The organism is Bradyrhizobium sp. SBR1B (assembly GCF_014198205.1).
Classification (GTDB): Bacteria; Pseudomonadota; Alphaproteobacteria; order Rhizobiales; family Xanthobacteraceae; genus Bradyrhizobium.
On record NZ_JACIHC010000067.1, the window covers coordinates 1 to 2,420 of the forward strand.

2 protein-coding genes are annotated in these 2,420 nt (G+C 56.6%); one reads left to right on the top strand and one right to left on the bottom strand.

Annotated elements, in window-relative coordinates; translation table 11 throughout:
* The first annotated feature begins 480 nt into the window (after positions 1 to 480).
* The gene (locus GGD61_RS40040) at positions 481 to 1,284 is read left to right on the top strand and encodes a GH12 family glycosyl hydrolase domain-containing protein (RefSeq protein ID WP_183232541.1); all 804 of its coding nucleotides are present in this window, start codon (positions 481 to 483) and stop codon (positions 1,282 to 1,284) included.
* Between the two features lie 202 nt (positions 1,285 to 1,486).
* Here the strand turns inward: GGD61_RS40040 and GGD61_RS40045 are convergent, their stop codons facing one another.
* On the bottom strand, positions 1,487 to 1,789 hold the full coding sequence (locus GGD61_RS40045) for a transposase (protein ID WP_246786230.1): 303 nt from the start codon (positions 1,787 to 1,789) through the stop codon (positions 1,487 to 1,489).
* Positions 1,790 to 2,420: the final 631 nt, after the last annotated feature.

A 2,420-nucleotide genomic window follows, 5' to 3' on the forward strand; every position in this document is an offset into this window, starting at 1 on the left:
CTGCTGGCGCAGCAGGAGCAAGGCGAACTGGAAAAGACGCAGCGCATGCAGAACTGGGCGCGGCTGCTTCCGAGCTACAGCGACGTCACCCGGATCGTTGAGTTCGTCGCCTGCCAAAGCTTGTAGGCTCACTACGAAATGATCAAGCAACCTGCCGGCGCGTGAGACGCTAACGCAACGATAAGCGCAGCACTCAGAATGCAGATGGCGCCAGGATTGCGCCGGATCATGATCCCGACTGGCTCGCGATGACCTCGGAAATCCTTCTCATTGCGCCGCATGCGTGGGTTGGAAAAGGAACGGACAGGCGCGCACCATGCACTCTTGCACCAGTCAGCTCCTCGAAAGCCAACCTTCCTAGAATTCGAAGCCGGTCTCTAGATGACGATGCCGCCCACGCCTCGAACTGGTCACGAACCTAGGGTACCCACTGGGTGGACCGGCAAGAGGTGTCGTTCCCATAAAAGCAAGGAGAGCATTATGGATTCCAATCGGATAAACGGTACCGGCTCGCCAGATTCCCCAAGGGGGTACGTCTGCTCACAGGAGCATCATGATCATTTTAGGCAGGCTGTGAACGACGTCGCGTCATCGGCTGCCCCCTCCGTGCCGGCAAAGGCGCCGATTTGGAGTTCGAGCGCTCCATATGGAAACTTTTCACGGGATGGCTACTCCTGGAATAACGACGTGTGGGGCCGAGGTGCCGGACCTCAGACCATTTCGGTGTATGGAGCGAACCGGTGGAGCGTGTGGTCGAACCAGCCTGGAACTGGTGGCATCAAGAGCTATCCGCACGAGGCTGTCCATATCGGAAAGCCACTCAGTGCAATCAGCACTTTGAGCTCGACGTTCAATCAGGACGTTCCTAAAAGCGGCGCCTGGGACACCGCCTATGATATTTGGGACAGCTCAAACCAGCATGAGATCATGATCTGGACAAACTACACCGGAAACTCGGACGGTAGCGGCAATGTTAAGCCCATTTCTCATCATTATCGGCAGGATCCCTCCGGAGCGGCGATCCCGGTCTACACTAACGTTGTTGTGGGCGGGACGACCTGGAACGTGTTTGAAGGGAATAATGGTCACAAAGTCATCTCGCTCGTGCCCACTTCGAAAAGCAACAGCGGGACAGTGGACATCAAAGGCATCCTAGAGTGGATCAAGTCGAAGGGCTACTTCGGCGACATAAACGTCGGTAGCGTCCAATACGGCGTCGAGATCACCTCGTCCCCAGGCGGAATGAACTTCAAGTTCAATGACTGGACCGTGACCTCAAAGTGAAGATCCAGTTCTGAGTTCGCCACCGAACCCGGCGCGGAGCGCGCATCGTCGCGCCGGGGCACACGACCTGGAGCGGATCATGATTCGAAATAATTCGGCCTGTTATCGCCCAACGCGGCGCATTGTCGCGCGCAGGCGCATCATTGAGAAGCATGCGGAGTAGATGGGGCGCGGTGCTGTCCACAATCTTTCGCACTTTTGATCAGGCGACGGCTCCGCTTTCAGAGAGTTGTGGTCGATAGAGCGGCCGCATGTTCATGTAGCATTTGGTCGACCACGCCGTTCCCGCAATGTGCCGCAGCCGGGCCACCGCCAAACTGAGACAGGATTGACCGACGGGCAAGGCGCCGAAAACACGGGTTCGTCGCCGGGTCTTCTTCATGATGCGCTCGAGCGAACGTTTCGTTCGAATCTTCCGCCAATGGATGTCCGCAGGTAATGGCCGCTGCGATGCCAACGCTCTGCAAGTTGGCGCGGTCGCCGGATCATTCAATGAAAAGCGCATCGATCAATGCTCTTAGGACAGCGCATAAACGACATTTTCAAGTTCTGGCCGTGAATTGGCGCGCACATTCATCCGGACGATGCACATGCTTTCCCTCGTCTCAGCGCCCCGAAGTCCGAAGCAGGAATTTGACCTCAGATGCTTACCCGCAGCATTCGCGGGACCGTTGAAGACGGCAAAGGTAGTGTTGCTGTTTGCGTCACCAGGGTTCAGCAGCGTATCCGACCTTCGGGATACAAAAACGAACGACGGCAAGGATTACTATGTGCGTCGCTGGAAAGGGCGAGAACCCTTCCGAGACAAAGGGAGTGGAAGTAAATGGTTCAGGGGTATCGTTAGTCCTTTGGCGCCCCCGAAGAAATCGGGCAAAAATTTGCAGTTCTCAAAGTCGGTGCGTAAAACTCGCCACGGGTGCCGGCCTTCGCCAGCGCATGAGGGCAGTCGCCGAGGTGCGTCGCCGTTTCGGCTATCGACGCCTGCACGTGCAGCTCAAACGGGAGGGCTATCTGGTCAACCACATGGCCTAATCGCGCGCTCGAGGCTGAGGTAGAATGTTCTCCTCAGTGCAAACGAGGAGCATGTGATGACCCTTTATGTTGGTTTGGATGTATCGCAAAAGGAGACGGAGATT